The following is a 3,357-nucleotide window of genomic DNA, read 5'->3' as shown; positions in this document are numbered from 1 at the left end:
GAGTGCGCGCCGGGGTGCGGCGGACTGCACCGCCGACGGCGAGGGCCGCACTGCCCGCCGCAGGACACCCGCCGGCCGGCGTCGCCGTCTCACCGGACCCGCTGCACGAGGAGGTCGTGTGAGCCCCCGGCGTCCCGTCCGCCGTGGACGGTATCCCCTGTCCCTGAACCGCGGCCCGGTGGCCTGGGAACGACAGCGGCCCACCTGGCGCGAGGCCCGCCCGGCCGTGATCGACAATGCCCTCAAGCGCGCGCAGGCCCGCCCGTCGGGCAACTGGTACGTCGTCGGCGCGACCCGGGACGTCCGTGAGGACCGTCCCCTGGCCCGGACGGTCGCCGGTCGGGAGGTGGTCGTCTGGCGCGACGCGGACGGCCGGCTGGTCGCCGGGCCCGGTGTCTGCCCCCATCTGGGCGCGCCGCTGAAGGACAGCCCTGTGCGCTGCGGCACGCTCGTCTGCCACTGGCACGGACTCGCCCTGACCGGAACCTCGTTCGCGGGCTGGGAGCCGCTGCCCGCGTACGACGACGGTGTGCTGGTGTGGGTGCGGCTGGACGACGTGGGCGGCGAGCCGCCGCTCGAAGCTCCGGTGGTGCCGGTGCGGCCGGCCCGTGCGGCGTCGGTGTCGGCCGTCTATGTGGCGGTCGGCACCTGCGAGCCGGAGGACGTGGTCGCCAACCGGCTGGATCCGTGGCACGGCGCCTGGTTCCACCCGTACTCCTTCGTCGATCTGACCGTCGTCGACGTGCCCACGGGGGAGGAGGACGGCTTCGTCGTCGACGTGTCCTTCAGACTCGCCGGGCGGCTCGTCGTGCCGGTGCGGGCGGTGTTCACCGCGCCCGAGCCCCGTACGGTCGTCATGCACATCACCGAGGGCGAGGGACTGGGATCGGTGGTGGAGACCCACGCGACACCGCTTGCTCCCGACGACCGGGGCAGACCCCGGACGGCGGTGGTGGAGGCCGTGGTGGCGGCGTCGGACCGGCCCGGTTTCGCCGTGGCACGTAAGGCGGCTCCGCTGCTGCGGCCGCTCATGCGGGCCGCCGCGGGCCGACTGTGGCGCGACGACCTCGCCTACGCGGAGCGGCGCTGGCACCTGCGCTCCACGGGGCGCCTGCCTTACTGATCCGCGCGGCCGACCGGTGACCGTGCGACGCCCACGCGTGGCGTCGCACGTCGGGACCGGAGCCAGGCGCAGGCTCCGGCGACCCGGGCCGGTACGGCCGGGCCAGGTACGGATACGGCCACGCGGGCCCGCCGTCGCACAGTCGCCGAGCCAGGGCGCCGCCGAGCACCTCACGCTGCCGTTGCGCGCACTCGGCCGCCGCGCCGGCGGGCTGAACGCCTGACTGCAGGTCACGAGACGCAAGTCCTCTGCTGGTCCCGCTGCCGTGGAAAGCCGCCGTTGAAGGCGGCGGTCGGACAGCCCAAGGGGCATCGTCGTGACGCCCCTGGCGAAGCCACTCCCGGGGCTGCTGAGACTCCTCGTGAGGTGATCTGCGCCTCACGGGCAACCTCCTTGGCGCGCATGGCATCTTGATCGGCAACAGATGATTCCGAGGCCCTTGGGCCAGGGTCGCTTCCGACGCTCTCTACACGCCATGTATACGCAGCGTGTAGAGATCGCGTGTATAGACGGCATGTGCTGACAGACGGCATGCGTACGGACCGAAAGGCAACCATGTACGGCAAGGCGTTCGCCCCCGAATACCAGGGCGCCCTGACCACCCTTTCCGTGAACTCCTCGCTCACCGAGGTACTGGCGGCCGGTAGACGGCAGTTGAGAGAGGCCGAGCGCGCCGGGGAGTCCGGCGAGGCGGCGCGCTCCGGACTCGCGGTGGCCGAGGCGCACCGGCGGTTGGGACAGATAGGGGAGGCCGACCGGGCGTGGAAGGCGAGTTACCGGGCGGCCAGGGCGGCGGGGGACAAGGGGGCGATGGCGTGGGCGCTGTGGAGCGGCGGCACCCTGGCGCGGCAGCGGGGTTCGTTCGCGCTGGCCCGGCGGCTGCTCGGGCTCGCGGCCGGACTGGGTGAACAGGGAGGTGATGTCGTCGTGCGCGGCTACTCCCTCGCGGGGCTGGCCGAGACGGGCAGGATTCAGGGCGACTACGAGGCTGTCGCCCGGCTGCACGAGCAGTTGCTGGCCGAGGCCCGACGGCGCGGCGAGGCGCGGCACACGGTGTGGGCGCTGGAGGGCATCGCGCAGATCCACCGCCAGCGGGGGGCCTACGACAGCGCGTACGCGCTGTTCGAGGAAGCGGCAGGGATAGCCGCGGGCGCCGAAGACCGGCGCGGCCACGCCTGGGCGCTGCGCGGGCTCGCCGACATCGTCTCGGCGCGGGACGGGGACGCCGGGCGGGCACTCGCCCTGCTGTCGGAGGCGGAGGCAACGTGCCGGGCGATGCGGCTCTCCAGCGCGCTGGCCTACAACCACAAGATGCGTGGCAATGTCTACTACCGGGCCGGGCGTTACGCCGAGGCGCGGGACACGTACGAGCTGGCGCTGGCGGAGTTCCGCGAGATGAGCGAGCCGCGTGGGCAGGCACTGGCCCGGCTGGGGCTGGCCAAGGCGCTCGCCAGGCTGGGTCGCGACCATGCCGAGACGGCTGCCGAACTGGCCGATCTGGCAAGAGAATTGGACCGGATCGGGTTGCGGCACGCCAGACAGATGGTGGCGCGGGCGCACGAAGAGCTCGGGGTCCGGGCCCATCAGGAGGGCGGCGTCCGGGCGGAGGCCGCACGGTGACGCCGCTCTCCGCGGCGCTGCAGGCGCCGGTCGACGTCCCCCTCGTCCTGGGACGTTGCCGTGAAATGGTGCGGCCCGCGCTGCTGGAGGCGGTCGGGCGGACGCACCTCTGGGTGGGTGAGATGGCCGCGTACTCCTTCGGCTGGTGCGAGGTGGGCGGCGCTCCCGCGCCCACGGCCGCATCCGGCGGCAAGGGGGTGCGGCAGGCACTGGCCGTGCTCGGGGCCGAGGCGGTGGGTGCCCCTGGCCGGGCCGGGGTGCCCGCGGCGGTCGCGGTGGAACTGGTGCACGCCTTCTCGCTGCTCCACGACGACATCATGGACGGCGATACGGATCGGCGCCGTCGCCCCGCGGTCTGGAAGGCGTATGGCACCGGGCCCGCGATCCTCGCGGGCGACGCCCTGTTCGCGCTGGCCGTCGAGACGCTCGCCGCCACCGAGGCGGGTGCGCCCGTGTTGCGGACGCTGTCGGCGGCCCTGGGAGATCTGGTGCGCGGGCAGGCGGACGACCTGCTGTTCGCCGCACGCCCCTGGACGGGGCCGGAGCGGGTACGGCCGGCGGAGTACCGGGCCATGGCCGAGCACAAGACCGGCGCGCTCCTGGGCTGCGCGGCC

Annotated in this window: 3 protein-coding genes; all 3 read left to right on the top strand. The window is 74.0% G+C overall.

Features of this window, described 5'->3' with window-relative positions; all coding sequences use genetic code 11:
• Positions 1-118 precede the first annotated feature (118 nt).
• A complete protein-coding gene (locus tag AWZ10_RS00140) occupies positions 119-1,123 on the top strand; it encodes a Rieske (2Fe-2S) protein (protein ID WP_060890125.1) in 1,005 nt (334 codons plus the stop codon).
• A gap of 555 nt (positions 1,124-1,678) precedes the next feature.
• Positions 1,679-2,743: a tetratricopeptide repeat protein gene (locus tag AWZ10_RS00135; RefSeq protein ID WP_046703450.1), complete on the top strand. Its 1,065-nt coding sequence runs from the start codon at positions 1,679-1,681 to the stop codon at positions 2,741-2,743.
• Positions 2,740-3,357, top strand: a 618-nt coding sequence (locus AWZ10_RS00130) for a polyprenyl synthetase family protein (RefSeq protein ID WP_208618424.1), incomplete at its 3' end; no start/stop codon positions are given. The genes AWZ10_RS00135 and AWZ10_RS00130, both read left to right, overlap by 4 nt.

This window comes from Streptomyces europaeiscabiei (assembly GCF_001550375.1).
GTDB lineage: Bacteria > Actinomycetota > Actinomycetes > Streptomycetales > Streptomycetaceae > Streptomyces > Streptomyces europaeiscabiei.
This window is presented reverse-complemented; position numbering and strand designations above follow the sequence as displayed.